Source organism: Williamsia sp. SKLECPSW1, from assembly GCF_054332755.1.
This window is the reverse complement of sequence record NZ_JBTGLI010000003.1, coordinates 63,373-80,640: the sequence shown is the minus strand read 5'-3', so window position 1 is coordinate 80,640 and position 17,268 is coordinate 63,373. Positions and strand designations below refer to the sequence as shown.

General features: G+C 71.5%; 20 protein-coding genes. 18 read left to right on the top strand and 2 right to left on the bottom strand.

Annotated features, from left to right (window positions below; all coding sequences use genetic code 11):
• Positions 1-26 precede the first annotated feature (26 nt).
• From hisD to ACXVUM_RS19700, 18 genes are all read left to right on the top strand, one after another.
• Positions 27-1,358: a histidinol dehydrogenase gene (hisD, locus tag ACXVUM_RS19785; RefSeq protein ID WP_458523644.1), complete on the top strand. Its 1,332-nt coding sequence runs from the start codon at positions 27-29 to the stop codon at positions 1,356-1,358.
• On the top strand, positions 1,355-2,497 hold the full coding sequence (locus ACXVUM_RS19780; RefSeq protein ID WP_458523643.1) for a histidinol-phosphate transaminase: 1,143 nt from the start codon (positions 1,355-1,357) through the stop codon (positions 2,495-2,497). Before hisD ends, ACXVUM_RS19780 begins: the two co-directional genes overlap by 4 nt.
• Entirely contained in the window at positions 2,494-3,114 is a 621-nt protein-coding gene (gene hisB / locus ACXVUM_RS19775) for an imidazoleglycerol-phosphate dehydratase HisB (RefSeq protein WP_458523642.1), read from the top strand. Before ACXVUM_RS19780 ends, hisB begins: the two co-directional genes overlap by 4 nt.
• Positions 3,111-3,746, top strand: coding sequence for an imidazole glycerol phosphate synthase subunit HisH (hisH, locus tag ACXVUM_RS19770; RefSeq protein WP_458523641.1), 636 nt, complete (start codon positions 3,111-3,113; stop codon positions 3,744-3,746). Before hisB ends, hisH begins: the two co-directional genes overlap by 4 nt.
• On the top strand, positions 3,743-4,000 hold the full coding sequence (locus ACXVUM_RS19765) for a hypothetical protein (protein ID WP_458523640.1): 258 nt from the start codon (positions 3,743-3,745) through the stop codon (positions 3,998-4,000). Before hisH ends, ACXVUM_RS19765 begins: the two co-directional genes overlap by 4 nt.
• Complete coding sequence (gene priA, locus ACXVUM_RS19760; protein WP_458523639.1) at positions 4,001-4,744, top strand: bifunctional 1-(5-phosphoribosyl)-5-((5-phosphoribosylamino)methylideneamino)imidazole-4-carboxamide isomerase/phosphoribosylanthranilate isomerase PriA; 744 nt, start codon at positions 4,001-4,003, stop codon at positions 4,742-4,744.
• A complete protein-coding gene (locus ACXVUM_RS19755) occupies positions 4,744-5,577 on the top strand; it encodes an inositol monophosphatase family protein (RefSeq protein ID WP_458523638.1) in 834 nt (277 codons plus the stop codon). The genes priA and ACXVUM_RS19755 overlap by 1 nt, the downstream gene beginning before the upstream one ends.
• A gap of 22 nt (positions 5,578-5,599) precedes the next feature.
• Entirely contained in the window at positions 5,600-6,373 is a 774-nt protein-coding gene (gene hisF, locus ACXVUM_RS19750; protein WP_458523637.1) for an imidazole glycerol phosphate synthase subunit HisF, read from the top strand.
• A 38-nt stretch (positions 6,374-6,411) separates the two neighbouring features.
• A complete protein-coding gene (hisI, locus tag ACXVUM_RS19745; RefSeq protein ID WP_458523636.1) occupies positions 6,412-6,774 on the top strand; it encodes a phosphoribosyl-AMP cyclohydrolase in 363 nt (120 codons plus the stop codon).
• A 3-nt stretch (positions 6,775-6,777) separates the two neighbouring features.
• On the top strand, positions 6,778-6,960 hold the full coding sequence (locus ACXVUM_RS19740) for a tautomerase family protein (RefSeq protein ID WP_253648827.1): 183 nt from the start codon (positions 6,778-6,780) through the stop codon (positions 6,958-6,960).
• Positions 6,961-7,032: 72 nt separating this feature from the next.
• Entirely contained in the window at positions 7,033-8,568 is a 1,536-nt protein-coding gene (locus ACXVUM_RS19735) for an anthranilate synthase component I (protein WP_458523784.1), read from the top strand.
• A complete protein-coding gene (locus ACXVUM_RS19730) occupies positions 8,565-9,353 on the top strand; it encodes a TIGR02234 family membrane protein (RefSeq protein ID WP_458523635.1) in 789 nt (262 codons plus the stop codon). The genes ACXVUM_RS19735 and ACXVUM_RS19730 overlap by 4 nt, the downstream gene beginning before the upstream one ends.
• 129 nt (positions 9,354-9,482) lie before the next feature.
• Positions 9,483-10,301, top strand: coding sequence for an indole-3-glycerol phosphate synthase TrpC (trpC, locus tag ACXVUM_RS19725; RefSeq protein ID WP_458523634.1), 819 nt, complete (start codon positions 9,483-9,485; stop codon positions 10,299-10,301).
• Positions 10,302-10,305: 4 nt separating this feature from the next.
• Entirely contained in the window at positions 10,306-11,586 is a 1,281-nt protein-coding gene (gene trpB, locus ACXVUM_RS19720; RefSeq protein WP_458523633.1) for a tryptophan synthase subunit beta, read from the top strand.
• Entirely contained in the window at positions 11,583-12,377 is a 795-nt protein-coding gene (gene trpA / locus ACXVUM_RS19715) for a tryptophan synthase subunit alpha (protein WP_458523632.1), read from the top strand. The genes trpB and trpA overlap by 4 nt, the downstream gene beginning before the upstream one ends.
• The gene (lgt, locus tag ACXVUM_RS19710) at positions 12,374-13,498 is read left to right on the top strand and encodes a prolipoprotein diacylglyceryl transferase (RefSeq protein ID WP_458523631.1); all 1,125 of its coding nucleotides are present in this window, start codon (positions 12,374-12,376) and stop codon (positions 13,496-13,498) included. Before trpA ends, lgt begins: the two co-directional genes overlap by 4 nt.
• A 117-nt stretch (positions 13,499-13,615) precedes the next feature.
• The gene (gene pyk / locus ACXVUM_RS19705; RefSeq protein ID WP_458523630.1) at positions 13,616-15,034 is read left to right on the top strand and encodes a pyruvate kinase; all 1,419 of its coding nucleotides are present in this window, start codon (positions 13,616-13,618) and stop codon (positions 15,032-15,034) included.
• Positions 15,035-15,069: 35 nt separating this feature from the next.
• On the top strand, positions 15,070-15,936 hold the full coding sequence (locus ACXVUM_RS19700) for an acyl-CoA thioesterase (protein WP_458523629.1): 867 nt from the start codon (positions 15,070-15,072) through the stop codon (positions 15,934-15,936).
• A gap of 33 nt (positions 15,937-15,969) precedes the next feature.
• On the opposite strand, the gene ACXVUM_RS19695 is transcribed toward ACXVUM_RS19700, so the two are convergent.
• Positions 15,970-16,404 (bottom strand): SRPBCC family protein, encoded by a 435-nt coding sequence (locus tag ACXVUM_RS19695; RefSeq protein ID WP_458523628.1) that lies wholly within the window; start codon positions 16,402-16,404, stop codon positions 15,970-15,972.
• A 42-nt stretch (positions 16,405-16,446) separates the two neighbouring features.
• On the bottom strand, positions 16,447-17,268 hold an 822-nt coding region (locus tag ACXVUM_RS19690), incomplete at its 5' end, for a phytoene desaturase family protein (RefSeq protein ID WP_458523627.1).

Sequence of the window (17,268 nt, the reverse complement as noted above, 5' to 3'; positions counted from 1 at the left end):
TCCCACCCGAGGAGAATCGCGTCCCGATGCTCGCCCGAACCGACCTGCGTGGTTCGACCCTGTCGACGGCCCAGCTTCGGCGTGCCCTGCCGCGCGGTGGCACGGATGTCGACGCGGTGCTGTCCGCGGTCACACCGGTCGTGGCGGCGGTCCGGGACGAGGGGACGACCGCGGCGCTCGACGCCGGTGAGCGGTTCGACGGTGTCCGTCCCGACTCCGTCCGCGTCCCCGCGGACGTGCTCGACCGTGCTCTCTCGGGGGTCGACCCCGACGTCCGGACGGCACTCGAGGAGTCGATCCGGCGGGCCCGGATCGTGCACTCCGACCAGCGCCGCGGCTCGACGCGGACCGAGGTCGCACCCGGCGGGTCGGTCACCGAGAAGTGGGTCCCGGTCGGTCGGGTCGGTCTCTACGTCCCCGGCGGCAACGCCGTGTACCCGTCGAGCGTCGTGATGAACGTGGTCCCGGCGCAGGAGGCCGGGGTCGGGTCCCTCGTCGTGGCGTCGCCGCCCCAGAGTGCGTTCGGCGGGTGGCCGCACCCGACCATCCTCGCCGCATGCGCACTCCTCGGCGTCGACGAGGTGTGGGCCGTCGGCGGCGCGCAGGCCGTCGCATTGCTGACCTACGGCGGTACCGACACCGACGACACCGAGCTCGAACCGGTCGACCTCATCACCGGCCCAGGCAACATCTACGTCACCGCCGCCAAGCGGCTCTGTCGCGGCATGGTCGGCATCGACTCCGAGGCGGGGCCGACCGAGATCGCCATCCTCGCCGACGGCGACGCCGATCCCGTCGCCGTCGCGGCCGACCTCATCAGTCAGGCCGAACACGATGTGCTCGCCGCCTCCGTGCTGGTCACCGACAGTCCCGCCCTCGCCGACGCGGTCGATGCCGAGGTGGACCGTCAGGTCGAGCAGACCAAGCACCACGACCGCGTCCGCACGGCTCTGGCGGGACCCCAGTCCGGCATCGTCCTCGTCGACGACATCGACGCCGGGCTCGCCGTCGTCGACGCCTACGCCGCCGAACACCTCGAGATCCAGACCGCCGACGCCCCTGCCGTCGCCGACCGCGTCCGCAACGCCGGCGCGATCTTCGTCGGGCGCTACGCGCCGGTGAGCCTGGGCGACTACTGCGCCGGGTCCAACCACGTCCTGCCGACGTCGGGATCGGCACGGCACAGCTCAGGACTCTCGGTGCAGACGTTCCTGCGCGGCATCCACGTCGTCGACTACGACCGCGACGCCCTGGCCGAGGTCGCCCCCCACGTCGTCGCCCTGTCCACCGCGGAGGATCTCCCGGCCCACGGTGACGCCGTGCGCGTCCGCTTCGCCGAGCCCGGTGGTCGCCGATGACCGCGCCCGGCGCCCGGTTCGGCACCGACGACCTGCCGCTGCGCGACGCGTTGCGGGGTCGGTCCGCCTACGGCGCACCACAACTCGACGTGCCGGTCGCGCTGAACACGAACGAGAACCCGCACCGGCCGTCGCAGGCGCTCGTCGACGACGTCGCCGAGTCCGTCCGCGCGGCCGCCGATCGGTTGCACCGCTACCCCGATCGGGACGCGGTCGCGCTGCGTACCGACCTCGCCGCCTACGTGACGACGGCGACCGGGGTCGCGGTGACCGTCGACAACCTGTGGGCGGCGAACGGCTCGAACGAGATCCTGCAGCAGCTGCTGCAGGCGTTCGGTGGGCCCGAGCGGACCGCCCTGGGTTTCGTGCCGTCGTACTCGATGCACCCGATCATCGCGACCGGGACCGACACCGCCTGGCTGGCCGCGCCGCGTCGCGCCGACTTCTCCCTCGACGTCGATGCCGCTGTCGCCGAGATCACCCGTCGCAGGCCCGATGTGGTGTTCGTGACGTCGCCGAACAACCCGACCGGTCAGTCCCTCGCGCCCGACGAGATCCGCGCGATCGCGGCCGCCTCACCGGGGATCGTCGTCGTCGACGAGGCCTACGCCGAGTTCTCCGACCGCCCGAGTGCCGTCTCGCTGCTCGACCAACTCGGCGACCGCCTCGTCGTGAGTCGCACCATGAGCAAGGCGTTCGCGTTCGCCGGAGGTCGACTGGGCTATCTGGTCGCCGCACCGGCGATGGTGGAAGCGCTTGCGCTGGTGCGTCTCCCGTATCACCTGTCGGTGCTCACCCAGGCGGCCGCGCGGGCCGCGCTACGTCATGCCGGTGAGACGCTGGCCGGTGTCGCGCACATCGTCGCCGAGCGCGGTCGCGTCGTCGAGGGACTGCGCGACCTCGGGTACGTGACCGTCGAGTCGGACGCGAACTTCGTGCTGTTCGGCACCTTCGACGACGCCCACGCCGCCTGGCAGGAGTTCCTCGACCGCGGGGTCCTCATCCGGGACGTCGGCATCGAGCGCCACCTGCGGGCAACCGTCGGTCTGCCCGAGGAGAACGACGCCTTCCTCTCCGCGGCCGCGCAGGTCGCCCACACCGGCGTCGCGGCCACCACATCGTCAGGAGCAGCCCAGTGAGCGAGCACCGCACGGCGCACATCGAACGCACCACCCGTGAGTCGTCGATCACCGTCGACCTCGACCTCGACGGCACCGGCGCCACCGACATCGACACCGGCGTGGCGTTCTTCGACCACATGCTCACCGCGTTCGGCGCGCACGGCAGCTTCGACCTCACCGTGCGCGCTCGCGGCGACGTCGAGATCGAGTCGCACCACACCGTGGAGGACACGGCGATCGTGCTCGGACAGGCCTTCGGCGAGGCACTGGGGGACAAGGTCGGCATCCGTCGCTTCGGCGACGCCTGGATCCCGATGGACGAGACCCTCGCCCACGCCGCCGTCGACGTGTCGGGACGGCCCTACTTCGTGCACACCGGCGAACCCGAGCACCTCCTCACCGCGGTGATCGGCGGCAACCCCGGCGTCGCGTACAACACCGTCATCAACCGGCACGTCTTCGAGTCGTTCGCCCTCAACGCGCGGATCGCGCTGCACGTGCGTGTCGAGTACGGCCGCGATCAGCACCACATCACCGAGGCGCAGTACAAGGCGGTGGCCCGCGCCCTGCGCGCGGCGTGTGAGTCGGACCCGCGTCGCAGCGGGGCAGTGCCGTCGACGAAGGGCGCCCTGTGACGGCACGGGTCACCATCCTCGACTACGGGTCGGGCAATCTCCGGTCGGCACAACGTGCCCTGGAACGCACCGGCGCCGAGGTGACCGTGACGGCCGATCGAGATGCGGCCCTCGAGGCCGACGGCCTCGTCGTCCCGGGTGTGGGCGCCTTCGCCGCCTGCATGGCCGGACTCAGCGCCGTCGGCGGTGAGCGGATCATCGGTCGCCGGCTCGCGGGTGGCCGTCCGGTTCTCGGCATCTGCGTCGGGATGCAGATCCTGTTCGAGCACGGGGTCGAGTTCGGCGTCGACGCGCAGGGCTGCGGCGAGTGGCCGGGCACCGTGCGCCGACTGCCCGCCCCCGTCCTGCCGCACATGGGCTGGAACACCGTCCGCGCCGGGGAGGGGTCGATCCTGTTCGACGGCCTCGACGCCGACACGCGCTTCTACTTCGTGCACTCCTACGCGGTGCAGGAATGGGAGATGGACACCGACGGAACCCGTCTGCGGCCGGCCACGCTGACCTGGGCCGAGCACGGCGGGCCGTTCCTCGCGGCGGTCGAGAACGGCGCGCTGTCGGCCACACAGTTCCACCCCGAGAAGTCCGGTGACGCCGGGGCGGCGCTGCTGACCAACTGGGTGCGCAGCCTGTGACCGGTGGGCGCGAGTTCTCGGTCGCGCGGTTGGCGGTCTGCGTGATGGGCGCCGGTGTCGTCGGTCTCGCCGTCGTCGCGGTGGCCACGCTCGCGGTGGCGCAGGCGTCCCCGGTCGCGGCGTTGGTCGTCGTCCTGGTGGGCATCGTCGCCGTCGTCGCGGTGATGGGCCTCGTCGCCCGCCGCATGGTCGACCGAGCCGTCGCCGCGAACACCCCCGACACCACATCCCCCCGAGAAGAAGGACAGAGCTGAATGGGCACCACCCTGGAACTGCTGCCGGCGGTCGACGTCGCCGACGGTCAGGCGGTCCGTCTCGTGCAGGGCGCGGCCGGGTCGGAGACGACCTACGGCTCACCCCGTGACGCCGCCCTGGCGTGGCAGTCCGACGGCGCCGAGTGGATCCACCTCGTCGACCTCGACGCGGCGTTCGGGCGTGGCGACAACCGGGATCTGTTGGCCGCGGTCGTCGGCGAACTGGACGTGAAGGTGGAGCTGTCCGGCGGCATCCGCGACGACGACTCCCTGCGCGCCGCGCTGGCGACCGGATGCACCCGGGTCAACCTGGGCACCGCCGCGTTGGAGAACCCGGACTGGTGCGCCCGTGTCGTCGGCGAGTACGGCGACCGCATCGCGATCGGACTCGACGCCGTCCACGAGGACCGGGGATGGCGGCTGCGCGGTCGGGGCTGGGTGTCCGACGGCGGCGACCTGTGGGAGGTGCTCGAGCGCCTCGAACGCGACGGGTGCGCCCGCTACGTCGTCACCGACGTCAGCAAGGACGGCACCCTCACCGGCCCGAATCTGGACCTGCTGGCACAGGTGGCGCAGACGGCGACCGCACCCGTGGTCGCCTCCGGTGGCGTCTCGACCATCGACGACCTCACCGCCATCGCCGGACTCGTCGACGACGGTGTCGAGGGCGCGATCGTCGGCAAGGCCCTCTACGCCGGTCGCTTCACCCTGCCCGACGCGCTGGCGGCGGTGGCCGCGGTCTGATGGCACTGCCCCCCGATCTCCCGTCCGATCTGGACCCGCCGCGTCTGCTGTCCATCGCCTCGGCACTCCTCGACGCGGCCGAGCCGCGGTTCGTCGAGGGCGTCGGTGCGCCCAGCGCGGTCGACAAGGGCGGCAACGACTTCGCCACCGAACTCGACCTCGAACTCGAACGCACCCTGTCGGCGCAGCTGGCCGAGCAGACCGGTATCGGTGTGCACGGCGAGGAGTTCGGCGGGCCGGACCCGACGACGGGGACGGTGTGGGTGGTCGATCCCGTCGACGGCACCTACAACTACTCGGCCGGTCTGCCGCTGGCCGGCATGCTGCTCGGGCTCCTGCACGACGGGCAGCCCGTCCTCGGTCTGACCTGGCTCCCCCTGATGGACCGTCGGTACGCCGCCGTCGTGGACGGACCGGTGCTGTGCAACGGCGAGCCGCTGCCGCGGTTGTCGCGGACCGCGTTGAACGACACGGTGATCGCCGTCGGCGCGTTCAACCTCGACAGTCGCGGCCGGTTCCCCGGGCGGTGGCGTGTCGACGTTCTCGGCGAGGCGTCGCGGCGCGTGTCCCGCCTGCGCCTGCTGGGCAGCACCGGCATCGACATGGCGTTCACCGCGGCCGGGAACCTCGGCGGCGCGGTCTGTTTCGGTCACCACCCGTGGGACAACGCGCCCGGTGCGGCACTCGTGACGGCTGCCGGTGGCGTCGTCACCGACCTGACCGGCGCACCGTGGACCGCGTCGTCGTCGTCGATGCTCGCCGCGAGCCCGGGTGTGCACGAGGAGCTGCTCGAGATCATCGCGGGCGTGGGCGATCCGGAGGACTTCCGATGACACGAGACCGGGAGGATGTGCGATGACGGTCGCGGTACGCGTGATCCCGTGCCTGGACGTCGACGCCGGACGCGTGGTCAAGGGCGTCAACTTCGTCGACCTGCGGGACGCGGGTGATCCCGTGGAGCTCGCGGCCGCCTACGACGCCGCCGGTGCCGACGAGCTGACGTTCCTCGACGTCACCGCCTCGAGTTCCGGTCGCTCGACGATGCTCGACGTGGTGGCCCGCACGGCCGATCAGGTGTTCATCCCGCTCACCGTGGGGGGCGGGGTGCGCACCGTCGCCGACGTCGACCAACTGCTGCGCGCGGGTGCCGACAAGGTCGGCGTCAACACCGCCGCGATCGCGCGTCCCGAGGTGCTCGGCGAGATGAGCCGCCACTTCGGGTCGCAGTGCATCGTGCTGTCCGTCGACGCCCGGACCGTGCCCGAGGGCTCGGCGCCCACCCCGTCGGGATGGGAGGTCACCACCCACGGCGGTCGCCGGGGGACCGGCATCGACGCCGTCGAATGGGCCCGTCGCGGACAGGATCTCGGGGTGGGGGAGATCCTCCTCAACTCGATGGACGCCGACGGCACGAAGAACGGTTTCGACCTGCCGATGATCGCCGCGGTCCGCGCCGCGGTGGGGGTGCCGGTGATCGCCAGTGGTGGCGCCGGGGCGGTCGAGGATTTCGCACCCGCGGTCCGGGAGGGTGCGGACGCCGTCCTCGCCGCGTCGGTGTTCCACTTCGGGGAACTGCGGATCGGCGAGGTCAAGGACGCGATGCGCCGGGACGGGATCACCGTCCGCTGACGGGATGGTCCCGCCGACGAGGTCGGAGGAGGAGAGCGATGGCACTGCCGACGGAGATCGCCGAGCGGCTCACCGTGTCGCCGGACGGTCTGATCGCCGCGATCGCCCAGGAGCACCGCACCGGTGAGGTGCTGATGCTGGCCTGGATGGACGCCGAGGCGCTCGACCGCACCCTGCGCACCGGGCGGGCGACGTACTGGTCGCGTTCGCGCGGCGAGTACTGGGTGAAGGGGGAGACCAGCGGGCACGTGCAGCGGGTGCGCGACGTGCGCCTGGACTGCGACGGTGACGCCGTCTTGCTCACGGTCGAGCAGACCGGACCCGCATGCCACACCGGGACGTACAGCTGTTTCGACGCCTCCCGCACCCTCCCGTTGACCACGACCCCCTCCCAGGAGTAGCCCATGCCGTTGATCCAGATCAGCCAGACGCCCGGACTGTCCGACCGTGTGAAGCGGGAGACCATCGCCGCCGTCACCGAGGCGTACGCCAAGGCCACGGGCAAGAACCCCGACTCGGTGTGGGTGACCATCACCGAGGTGCCGCGGTCCCACTGGGGCGTCGGCGGCGAGCCGCTGGGACACTAGGGAACCGTGAGCACCGACGCGACGCGCCGCGATGGCGTCCCCACCGACGGCACCACGACCCGTGAGCAGTTCGTGGACCTCGCGCGCGATCACCGCGTCGTGCCCGTCACCCGCAAGGTCGTCGCCGACTCCGAGACGCCGTTGTCGGCGTATCGGAAGCTGGCGGGTGACCGGCCGGGGACGTTCCTGCTGGAATCGGCGGAGAACGGCCGGTCGTGGTCGCGGTGGTCGTTCATCGGGGCCGGTGCGCCCGCGGCGCTGACCGTCGTCGACGGTGAGGCGCACTGGTGGGGAACCGTGCCCGACGGTGCTCCCCGCGACGGGGACCCGCTCGCCGCGCTCGCCGAGTCGCTGCGGCTGCTCGCCACCGACCGCCTCCCGGACATGCCCCCGCTCACCGGCGGTTTCGTCGGCTACCTCGCCTACGACGCGGTACGCCGCCTCGAACGACTCCCCGACACCTGCGTCGACGATCTGCACCTGCCCGAGATGGTCATGCTGCTCGCCGCCGACCTCGCCGCGGTCGACCACCACGAGGGATCCATCACCCTCATCGCCAACGCCATCAACTGGGACGGCACCGACGCCCGCGTCGACGAGGCCTACGACGACGCGGTCGCCCGCCTGGACCGGATGACGGCCGCGCTGACCGCGCCGGCGCCGTCGACGGTCTCGACGTATCACCGGCCGGACCCGGTCTACACCGCACAGCGCACCCGCGACGAGTACGCGACCGTCGTCACCTCGCTGGTCGGCGAGATCGAGGCGGGCGAGGCGTTCCAGGTGGTGCCCTCGATGCGCTTCGAGATGACCACCGAGGCCGACCCCGTCGACGTGTACCGCGTGCTGCGGTCGTCGAACCCGAGCCCGTACATGTACCTCCTGCGGATGCCCGGTGTCGGGCGCGAGCCGTTCACCATCGTCGGGTCCTCGCCCGAGGCGCTGGTGACCGTGTCCCAGGGCACGGCGACGACCCACCCCATCGCCGGGACCCGCTGGCGGGGCGCGACCGAGGACGAGGACCACCTGCTCGCCAAGGACCTCCTGGCCGACGAGAAGGAGAACGCCGAGCACCTGATGCTCGTCGACCTCGGACGCAACGACCTGGGGCGCGTGTGCGAGCCGGGCAGCGTGACGGTGCACGACTACCGCCACATCGAGCGGTACAGCCACGTGATGCACCTCGTCTCGACCGTGACCGGGCGCTTGCGCGACGAGGCGTCCGCACTCGACGCCGTCGCCGCCTGCTTCCCCGCCGGGACCCTGACCGGGGCGCCCAAGGTCCGGGCGATGGAACTGATCGACACCCACGAGATCACCCGACGTGGTCTCTACGGCGGTGTCGTCGGCTACCTCGACTTCGCCGGCGACGCCGACACGGCGATCGCGATCCGTACCGCCGTGATGTCCGGCGACACCGCCTACGTCCAGGCCGGAGGTGGTGTGGTCGCCGACAGCGACGCCGACTACGAGTACAACGAGGCCCGCAACAAGGCGCGGACGGTGCTCACCGCGATCGCGGCCGCCGAGACCATGACCCCCGCGACCGTCACGCCGCAGGCGTCCGGCGACGTCGCACCCGACGCCCAGGCGGGAGCCCCCCGATGACCGACCCCGCACCCGATCCGGAGACCCCGCGCCGGCCGGTCGTCGTTCCCGACGCCGCCACGATGCGTCGGCGCAACGTCCGGGTCGCGGCCGTCCTCCTGGTCCTCGCCGCGGCGGCACTGTGGGGTGCGTCGCGCCTGCCGTGGGCGAACCTGACCGCGCAGGACGGGTTGAGCCCGGCCCGCGGGTTCACCGTGCACGGGTCGGACTGGAGCCCGTGGCTGACACCGGTCGCGATCGTGCTCGTCGCCGCCGTCGCGGCGGCCGCCGCGTTCAAGGGATGGGCCCTGCGGCTCACGGCGGTGGTCGTCGCCCTCATCGGCGTGGTCTCGCTGCTGCCGGTCATCTCGTTGCTGACGGGGAAGGACCCGGGCAGCTACGCGGCCCGGTCGATCGACCTCGCCGGTCGCTACCAGGTCGCATCCGTCGACACCCACCCGTGGGTGGCGATCGTCGTGGTCCTCGGGGCGGTCCTGTCCGTCTGCGCCGCCACGGTGCTGCTGCGGATCGCACGGGGTGGGGCCGCGATGTCGTCGCGCTACCGCTCGCCCGCGGCCCGGCGCGCCGAGTTGGAGGCGACCGTGTTCGCCGAGCGGCCCGCCGACGACCAGGCGTCGCCGGCGCCGACGACCACCGGTGCGGACCCCGCCACGGGTGTGACCGAGCGGATGCTGTGGGACGCCCAGGACACCGGCGACGACCCCACCGACCCGACCGCCACCAGGCCGACCTCCTCGGACGGGCGACCGGACGACGGGCGGCGCGGCGACGATCCCGCCCCGTGACGACGCGGGCCTGACGCGCTGACCCCGACACCGGGGGCCTCCCGTGGGCGGGCTACCCTGGCTGCACATCACAGGTCACACCGTGACGGTGCCGCCTATCGATCTCGAGACGCTGGAAGGGGACCGCGTATGAGTTCGCCCACCGTCCTCGACTCGATTCTCGACGGCGTCCGCGCCGACGTCGCCGCGCGGGAGGCCGCGCTCGACCTCGCCGCGGTGAAAGCCGCCGCCGCGAAGGCCCCGGACCCGATCGACGCGACCGCGGCCCTGCGGGAGCCCGGCATCGCGGTCATCGCCGAGTGCAAGCGGTCCAGCCCGTCGAAGGGCGCCCTGGCCGACATCCCGGACCCCGCCGAGTTGGCGCGCGCCTACGAGAACGGCGGCGCCCGCATCATCAGCGTGCTCACCGAGGAGCGACGGTTCGGCGGCTCCCTGGCGGACCTCGACGCCGTTCGCGCCGCCGTCGGTATCCCCGTGCTGCGCAAGGACTTCATCGTCGGCCCGTACCAGATCCACGAGGCCCGCGCGCACGGTGCCGACGTGGTGCTGTTGATCGTGGCCGCGTTGGAACAGAACGTCCTGGCCTCCCTGCTCGATCGCGTCGAATCCCTCGGCATGACCGCGCTCGTCGAGGTCCACACCGAGGCCGAGGCCGACCGTGCGCTGTCGGCGGGGGCCACCGTCGTCGGCGTCAACGCCCGCAATCTCAAGACCCTCGAGGTCGATCGGGACGTGTTCGCCCGGATCGCCCCCGGACTGCCCACCGAGACCATCCGCGTCGCCGAGAGCGGCGTCAACGGAACCGCGGACCTGCTGGCCTACGCCGGAGCCGGCGCGGACGCCGTGCTGGTCGGGGAGGCGCTGGTGACGCGGGGTGATCCGCGTGCCGCGGTCGCCGAACTCGTCACCGCCGGCACGCACCCGTCGTGCCCCAAGCCGGTCCGGTGACCCGATGACCACGCACGACCGATCACCGTTCGACACCGAGTTCCCCACCGCGAGCAGGGGACTGGCGGAGCGCACCGCGTCCGATCCCGACGCGCGAGGATATTTCGGCTCGTTCGGCGGGCGGCATGTGCCCGAGGCCCTCATGGCGGTCATCGACGAGGTCACGACCGCCTACGAGAAGGCCCGCGTCGACGACGACTTCCTCGCCGAGCTCGACCGTCTGCAGCGCGACTACAGCGGCCGTCCGTCCCCGCTGTTCGAGGCGGAGCGGCTGCGTGAGCATGCGGGCGGCGCGCGGATCTTCCTCAAGCGCGAGGACCTGAACCACACCGGCTCGCACAAGATCAACAACGTCCTCGGCCAGGCGATGCTCGCCCGCACGATGGGCAAGACGCGCATCATCGCCGAGACCGGCGCCGGTCAGCACGGCGTGGCCACGGCCACCGCCTGCGCGCTGTTCGGGCTCGAGTGCATCGTCTACATGGGCCGCGTCGACACCGAGCGCCAGGCGTTGAACGTCGCGCGGATGCGGTTGCTCGGTGCGACCGTCGTCGCGGTCGACGCCGGGTCGGCCACCCTCAAGGACGCCATCAACGAGGCGATGCGCGATTGGGTCACCAACGCGCACAACACCTACTACTGCTTCGGCACCGCCGCGGGCCCGCACCCGTTCCCGCTGATGGTCCGTGACCTGCAGCGCATCGTCGGCCTGGAGGCGCGCGCGCAGATGCTCTCGACGATCGGTCGGCTGCCCGATGCGGTCACGGCGTGTGTCGGTGGCGGGTCGAACGCGATCGGCATCTTCCACCCGTTCATCTCCGACGAGGGTGTGCGTCTCGTCGGGTTCGAGGCGGCCGGTGACGGCGTCGAGTCCGGGCGGCATGCGGCGACCTTCACCGGTGGGACACCCGGCGCGTTCCAGGGCGCGTTCTCGTACCTGCTGCAGGACGACGACGGGCAGACCATCGAATCCCATTCCATCTCCGCCGGTCTCGACTATCCCGGCGTCGGTCCCGAGCACGCGCACCTGCTGGAGACCGGCCGCGCCGAGTACCGGCCCGTGACCGACACCGAGGCGATGGAGGCACTGTCGCTGCTGAGTCGCACCGAGGGCATCATCCCGGCGATCGAGTCCGCCCATGCCGTCGCGGGTGCTCTGACCCTGGGGCGCGAGCTCGGTCCCGACGCCGCGGTCCTGGTCAACCTCTCCGGCCGGGGTGACAAGGACGTCGACACCGCGGCACGGTGGTTCGGCCTCTTCGACGAGCCGGGCTCGGCGTCGTGACCGACCGGCTCGCCGACGTCTTCGCACGGTGCGCCGCCGAGCAGCGGGCCGCACTGATCGGCTATCTGCCCGTGGGTTTCCCGGATCCCGCCCGCTCCCGCGAGCTGGTCCGCATCCTCGTCGAATCCGGCTGCGACATCGTCGAACTCGGGATCCCGTACTCCGATCCGGTGATGGACGGTCCCACCATCCAGGCCGCGGCCGACACCGCGCTCGCCGCGGGTACGCGTGTGCGCGACGTGTTCGCCGCCGCGGAGGTCGTCGCCGACGCGGGAGGCGCGCCGGTGGTGATGTCGTACTGGAACCCGGTGCTGCGTTACGGGATCGACGCGTTCGCTCGCGATCTCGCCGCCGCAGGCGGTCGGGGCATCATCACCCCCAACCTCATCCCGGAGGAGGCCGACACCTGGATCGCCGCCTCCGAGACCCATGGTCTCGACCGCATCTTCCTCGTCGCACCGTCGTCGACGGAGGAGCGCCTCGCCATGACGGTCGAGAAGTCCTCCGGGTTCGTCTACGCGGCGTCGACGATGGGTGTGACCGGTGCGCGTGACGCCGTGTCGGACGCGGCCCCGGAACTGTGTGCCCGCATCCGTACGCACTCGGAGATCCCGATCGGTGTCGGGCTCGGCGTGCGCAGCGGCGCCCAGGCCGCGCAGATCGCCGCCTACGCCGACGGTGTCATCGTCGGGTCGGCGCTGGTCAGTGCCGTACACGACGGCGACGCCGCGGTCGCGGGGCTCGTCGGTGAGCTGGCCGACGGAGTGCGCTCGGCTACTGTGACACGGTGATTGCCCCGGACACCTCACGTGCCCCGACGGTCCTCGCCTACATCCCGAGCCCGCCGCAGGGTGTCTGGTATCTCGGCGACTTCCCGCTCCGCGCCTACGCCCTCTGCATCATCGTCGGCATCATCGTCGCCGTCTGGTGGGGGAGCCGTCGCTGGGTGGCGCGCGGCGGTCGTGAGGGCGAGGTCCTCGACGTCGCCATCTGGGCGGTCCCCTTCGGCCTGATCGGCGGTCGGCTCTACCATCTCGCCACCGACTGGCGGACGTACTTCGGTGACGGTCCGAAGACCCCGATCGACGCACTGAAGATCTGGGACGGCGGCCTCGGCATCTGGGGTGCCGTGCTGCTCGGGGCGGTCGGCGCGTGGATCGGGACCCGGCGCTCGGGCATCTCGCTGCCGGCGTTCGGCGACGCGATCGGACCTCCCATCCTGCTCGCGCAGGCGATCGGCCGACTCGGCAACTACTTCAACCAGGAGCTCTACGGCGCGCACACGACGTTGCCGTGGGGCCTGAAGATCTACGAACGCGTCGACGCGAACGGCAACGTCGGTCCCGGGCTGATCGACGGCCACTCGACCGGCACCGTCGTCGACACGGTGCAACCGACGTTCCTCTACGAACTCGTCTGGGACGTCCTCGTCGTCGTGGCGCTCATCGCCCTCGACCGCCGCTTCCGCATCGGCCACGGTCGGCTCTTCGCCGGGTATGTCGCCGGGTACTGCTTCGGACGGTTCTTCATCGAGCTGCTGCGCGAGGACACCGCCACCCACGTGTTCGGCGTCCGGATCAACGTGTTCACCGCGGCGATCGTCTTCCTGTGCGCCCTCGCCTACGTCGTCCTCGCCCCCAAGGGCCGGGAGCATCCCGACGAGGTGCACCGTCCCGGGCACGAACCGGCGCACCCCGACGAGCCGGGACCGCAGGACGACCCGGAGCTCGCGGACGAGACGGATGCCCCGGACGAGCCGGACGAGCCGGAGGCCAGGGACGAGAAAGACGCCCCGGACGCGGTGGACGCATCGAGATCACCGGACGAGTCGGGGGCCGCGGACGAGCGCGCGTCGACGACATCGACGTCGTCCGACGGCGAGTCCGACACGCCCGCGCCCCCGCCTCACTGACGCACGCGTCCGAGATCCGAGGCGTGCCAGGCACGTCGGGTCACGGCCGGGTGGACGGCGGGTGACAGCTCGGCGCGGTCGTGGTGGCACCCGGTGGGGAGGACTAGGCTCACGTCCGTGAATCGCCGCACCAAGATCGTCTGCACTCTGGGCCCAGCGACCGACAGCGCGGAGCGCGTGCGGGACCTCGTCGAGAGCGGGATGGACGTCGCGCGGCTGAATTTCAGCCACGGCAGCCACGCGGACCACCAGGCCATGTACGAGCGTGTCCGCGCCGCCTCGGACGCCACCGGGCGCGCGGTCGGCATCCTCGCCGACCTGCAGGGCCCGAAGATCCGACTCGGTCGGTTCGAGCAGGGACGCACCGAGTGGGCGACCGGCGAGCAGGTCCGGATCACCGTCGACGAGGTCGAGGGCACCCACGACCGGGTGTCGACCACCTACAAGGAGCTCGCCGCCGACGCCCAACCCGGTGACCGGCTGCTCGTCGACGACGGCAAGGTCGGACTGACCGTCACCGACATCGACGGCAACGACGTCGTCTGCCGTGTCACCGAGGGCGGCCCGGTCAGCAACAACAAGGGTGTCTCCCTGCCCGGGATGAACGTCTCCGTCCCGGCCCTGTCGGAGAAGGACATCGCCGACCTCGAGTTCGCGCTGCGCCTCGGCGTGGACCTCATCGCGTTGTCGTTCGTGCGGTCGCCGTCGGACATCGAACTCGTCCACGACGTGATGGATCGCGTCGGGCGGCGCGTCCCGGTGATCGCGAAGTTGGAGAAGCCGGAGGCGATCGACAACCTCGAGGCCGTCGTCCTCGCCTTCGACGCCGTCATGGTCGCCCGTGGAGATCTCGGTGTGGAGCTGCCGCTCGAGGAGGTGCCGCTGGTGCAGAAGCGGGCCATCCAGATGGCCCGCGAGAACGCCAAGCCCGTCATCGTCGCCACGCAGATGCTGGAGTCGATGATCGAGAACTCCCGTCCGACCCGTGCCGAGGCCTCCGACGTCGCCAATGCGGTGCTCGACGGTGCCGACGCCGTGATGCTGTCGGGGGAGACCTCGGTCGGCAAGTACGTGATGGAGACCGTCCGCACGATGGCGCGGATCGTCAACGCCGTCGAGAACGGCACCCGGGACGTGCCCCCGCTCAGCCACGTGCCGCGGACCAAGCGCGGCATCATCTCCTACGCCGCCCGCGACATCGGTGAGCGCCTGGACGCCAAGGCGCTGGTCGCGTTCACCCAGTCCGGCGACACCGTCCGCCGTCTCGCCCGCCTGCACACGAGGCTCCCGTTGCTGGCGTTCACGCCGCTCCCCGAGGTCCGTAGCCAGCTCGCCCTGAGCTGGGGCACCGAGACGTTCCTCGTCGACTCCGTCGAGACGACCGACGCGATGATCCGTCAGGTCGACAGCTCGCTGCTCAAGATCGGTCGACTCGTCGCGGGCGACCAGGTCGTCATCGTCGCCGGCGCCCCTCCCGGTACGGTGGGCTCCACCAATCTGATCCACGTCCACCGAATCGGGGAAGAGGATCACTAGCGGACCGACCGGGGGGCGGACGTGTGGGAACGACGATGCAGAGTGATCTGGACACACTGCTCGAACTCTTCGATCTGACCGATGCCGGCGACGACGTGTTCGTCGGCCGTCATCCGGAGCAGAAGACGCCGAGGACGTTCGGTGGGCAGTTGCTCGCGCAGGGTGTGATCGCCGCGGGGCGCACCATCACCAAGGGCGCGCCGCCCGTGCACGCGGTGCACGCGCACTTCATCCGCGGTGGCGACACCTCGCAGCCGCTCGAATACCACGTGCACCGGTCGCGCGACGCCCGCAGCTTCGCCAACCGCCAGGTCACCGCGATGCAGGGTGACGCCGAGATCGTCACGATGCTCGTCGCCTTCCAGGACAACACCGCGGGGCTCGAGCACGCCGTCGAGATCCCCGAGGTGCCCTACCCCGAGCACCTGCCGCCGCTCGGCGAGCACTTCAAGGGATACGAGGACCGCATCGCGGCATTCGTCGACGCGATCCACCCGATCGACATCCGCTTCGCCAACGACCCGACGTGGAAGGCACGCGACGCCGGCGAACGCATCGAGAAGAACCGTGTGTGGATGCGCGCCGACGGCGAACTGCCCGACGACCCGCTTCTGCACGTCGCGACGATGTGTTACGCCTCGGACACCACCGTGCTCGACTCGGTGATCAGCACACACGGTCTGTCGTGGGGGATCGATCGACTGTTCGCCGCCACGGTGAACCACTCGATGTGGTTCCACCGCGACTTCCGTTTCGACGACTGGATGCTCTACGCGACGGAGTCGCCCGTGGCGGCCGGCTCGCGCGGGCTGGCGTCGGGCCGCTTCTTCACCCGCGAGGGTGTGCTCGCGACCACCGTCGCGCAGGAGGCCCTCATCAAGCACTTCCCCGCACGCGACTGACCCGGCCGCCCACGTCGGCGTGGACCCGACGGCTCAGGCGGCGCCGTTCTCGGCGAGCAGCGCGAGACGACTCAGGCACTCCCGCAGCCGCGGCGCCATGGTCACACGCTGGACCTCGCGCGGCGCCCAGCGGAACGGGGCGGTCTCGGCGTGCTCGTCCATGGTGAGGAGCGATCCGTCCTCGGACTTCTCGACGGTCAGCGCGATGCGCGCGGTCCCGAACGGCCATCCGTGCGCAGACAGTTCGAGATGTCCGGCGCTGGAGGCGACCGAGTGCGTCTCGTCGTCGAGGAGCAGGGGCCACGCTCCGACGGAGTGGTGGATGCGGGCTCCCTCGCGGGGCCATTCCGGATCCACCTCGCGGATGCGGGACGCCCCCACGACCCACGAGGAGTACAGCCAACCGTTGGAGAGGACCGACCACACCTGGGCGGGTGTGGCGGAGGTCTGGAGTGTCACTGCGGGCATGGTGGGGCACCTTCCGTGGTCGAGATGGGTTGTCGTGGGTGGTCAGCGGGACAGGCTGCGCATCAGCGTCGTCGTGATCCGCCGTCGTGGCGCACCGGTGCGGCCGTCCGCGCGGATGGCCGCACGGGCGGCGTTGTTCCCGCACGCTCCGTGGACCCCGCCGCCGGGGTGCGCGGACGCGCTCGCGAGATACAGCCTCTCGACCGGGGTCTCGGGTCGACCGAGACCGGCGGTGGGGCGGAACACGAGCTGCTGGTGGAGTTGTGCCGTACCGCCGTTCACGGCCCCACCGGTCAGGTTCGCGTCGGACGAGGCGAGATCGGACGGCGTCTGCACATGGCGACCCACGACGGCGTCGAGGAACCCCGGCGCATGGGCCTCGATGGTCTCGTCGACGCGGGCGGCGAGCGCATACGCCTCGTCGTCACCGGTGACCCCACGGGGCAGATGCGTGTAGGCCCAGGCACTCTCGGTGCCCGCCGGTGATCGAGACGGGTCGGCCACGGTCATCTGACCCATCAACAGGAACGGCCGGCGCGGGACCACGCCCGTCGTGAGATCGGCCATCCAGCGGACCATCTCGTTGCGATCGGCGCCCAGGTGGACGGTGCCCGCGTCCACGAGTGAGCGGCTGCGCCACGGGATCGTGCGGCCGACGGCGTAGTCGATCTTGACCACGGGGATGTCCCACTCGAAGTGCTCGAGATCGTCGGCCACCCGTGCGGGGACCACGGCCGGGTCGAGGAGGTCGCCGTAGAGTGCCGGAGCCGAGACGTCGGCCAGGACGGCCCGCCGGGCCGCCCAGCGACGACCGTCGCGGGTGAGGACACCGGTGGCGCGACCGCCGGACGTCTCGATGCGCTG

Coding starts and splice junctions, on each gene's coding strand:
- hisD (WP_458523644.1), top strand. CDS start 27: ATGCTCGCCCGAACCGACCTGCGTGGTTCGACCCTGTCGACGGCCCAG.
- ACXVUM_RS19780 (WP_458523643.1), top strand. CDS start 1,355: ATGACCGCGCCCGGCGCCCGGTTCGGCACCGACGACCTGCCGCTGCGC.
- priA (WP_458523639.1), top strand. CDS start 4,001: ATGGGCACCACCCTGGAACTGCTGCCGGCGGTCGACGTCGCCGACGGT.
- ACXVUM_RS19755 (WP_458523638.1), top strand. CDS start 4,744: ATGGCACTGCCCCCCGATCTCCCGTCCGATCTGGACCCGCCGCGTCTG.
- hisF (WP_458523637.1), top strand. CDS start 5,600: ATGACGGTCGCGGTACGCGTGATCCCGTGCCTGGACGTCGACGCCGGA.
- hisI (WP_458523636.1), top strand. CDS start 6,412: ATGGCACTGCCGACGGAGATCGCCGAGCGGCTCACCGTGTCGCCGGAC.
- ACXVUM_RS19740 (WP_253648827.1), top strand. CDS start 6,778: ATGCCGTTGATCCAGATCAGCCAGACGCCCGGACTGTCCGACCGTGTG.
- ACXVUM_RS19730 (WP_458523635.1), top strand. CDS start 8,565: ATGACCGACCCCGCACCCGATCCGGAGACCCCGCGCCGGCCGGTCGTC.
- trpC (WP_458523634.1), top strand. CDS start 9,483: ATGAGTTCGCCCACCGTCCTCGACTCGATTCTCGACGGCGTCCGCGCC.
- trpB (WP_458523633.1), top strand. CDS start 10,306: ATGACCACGCACGACCGATCACCGTTCGACACCGAGTTCCCCACCGCG.
- ACXVUM_RS19700 (WP_458523629.1), top strand. CDS start 15,070: ATGCAGAGTGATCTGGACACACTGCTCGAACTCTTCGATCTGACCGAT.
- ACXVUM_RS19695 (WP_458523628.1), bottom strand. CDS start 16,404: ATGCCCGCAGTGACACTCCAGACCTCCGCCACACCCGCCCAGGTGTGG.